The 1,237-nt window shown below is 33.1% G+C and carries 2 protein-coding genes; both read left to right on the top strand.

Features of this window, described 5'->3' with window-relative positions:
• Positions 1-549, top strand: a 549-nt coding sequence (locus tag ACTF45_RS09115) for an FAD-dependent oxidoreductase (RefSeq protein WP_438949848.1), incomplete at its 5' end; no start/stop codon positions are given.
• Between the two features lie 12 nt (positions 550-561).
• On the top strand, positions 562-1,237 hold a 676-nt coding region (locus tag ACTF45_RS09110; RefSeq protein WP_438949847.1), incomplete at its 3' end, for an indole-3-glycerol phosphate synthase TrpC.

Below are 1,237 nucleotides of genomic sequence, written 5' to 3'. Positions count from 1 at the left end.
AAAGGTTATATTCCTATTGATGATCAAATGAGAGTTTTAAATGGTGAAAAAATAATACCTAATGTTTGGGCCGTTGGCGATGTTACTGGCAAACTTATGCTTGCCCATACAGCAGCAGCTCAAGGAACAATTGCCGTTGAAAATATATGTGGTGAGAATATTGAAATTAACTATATGAGTATTCCAGCTGCAACATTCACTCATCCTGAGATAAGTTCAGTAGGCTTATCCGAAAATGATGCTAAAGAAGTAGCTACTAAAGAGGGTTTTACTTTAGGAGTTGTGAAGAGCTATTTTAAAGCTAATTCCAAGGCATTAGCAGAATTAGAAAGCGATGGAATTCTTAAGTTACTTTTCAATAAAGACAGTGGAAAAGTATTAGGTGCCCATATCTTTGGGATGCATGCAGCTGATTTGATTCAAGAAATTGCAAATGCAATCTCTAGAAAACAAGATGTAATGCAACTATCTACTGAAGTACATACTCACCCTACTCTTAGTGAAGTAGTTGAGGTTGCTTATAAACAGGCAGCTTCTCAAGTTAAATAAATTGATTTGTTTATGGAAATACGACGTAGGCCACCAAATCCAACAGTCAGGGTAGAAAATTTAGAATATGCTGTTCCTCATAGAGAGGCAAAAGCAAAAAATATTCTTGAGGAAATTGTTTGGCACAAAGATACTGAAATCAAAAATTTTAAGAAAATAATCTCCCTTGAAGATCTAATAAAAAAACTTGATAAACTTTCTCCACCAAAAGATTTTTTTCAAAGCATTTTACATTCCAAAATTAAACCGGGAGTGATTGCTGAGATTAAAAAAGCTAGCCCTAGTAAAGGTGTTATTAGAGAAGATTTTAAACCAAAAGAAATTGCTTCTTGTTATGAAAGGTCTGGTGCCTCATGTATCTCGGTATTGACTGATAAAAGGTTTTTTCAAGGAAGTTATGAAATACTTCAAGAGGTCCGAAGAGCAACTAATCTGCCTTTGCTCTGCAAAGATTTTATTATTTCTGCTTATCAAGTATATAAAGCGAGAGTATCTGGTGCTGATGCAATATTATTAATTGCTGCGATCTTAAGCGATGATGATTTATTTTATTTGAAGAAAATTGCAGATAATTTAAAGATGAGTGTTTTAGTTGAAGTGCATGATGGTCAAGAACTTGAAAGAATATTGAGTTTGAAATCATTTAATTTAATAGGAATAAATAATAGAAACTTGAAGACTTTTAAAA

Origin of the sequence: Prochlorococcus sp., assembly GCF_965655815.1 — a bacterium.
GTDB classification, from domain to species: Bacteria; Cyanobacteriota; Cyanobacteriia; order PCC-6307; family Cyanobiaceae; genus Prochlorococcus_A; species Prochlorococcus_A pastoris.
Note: the sequence above shows the minus strand (reverse complement) of the source record. Positions and strands in the feature narration are given on the sequence as shown.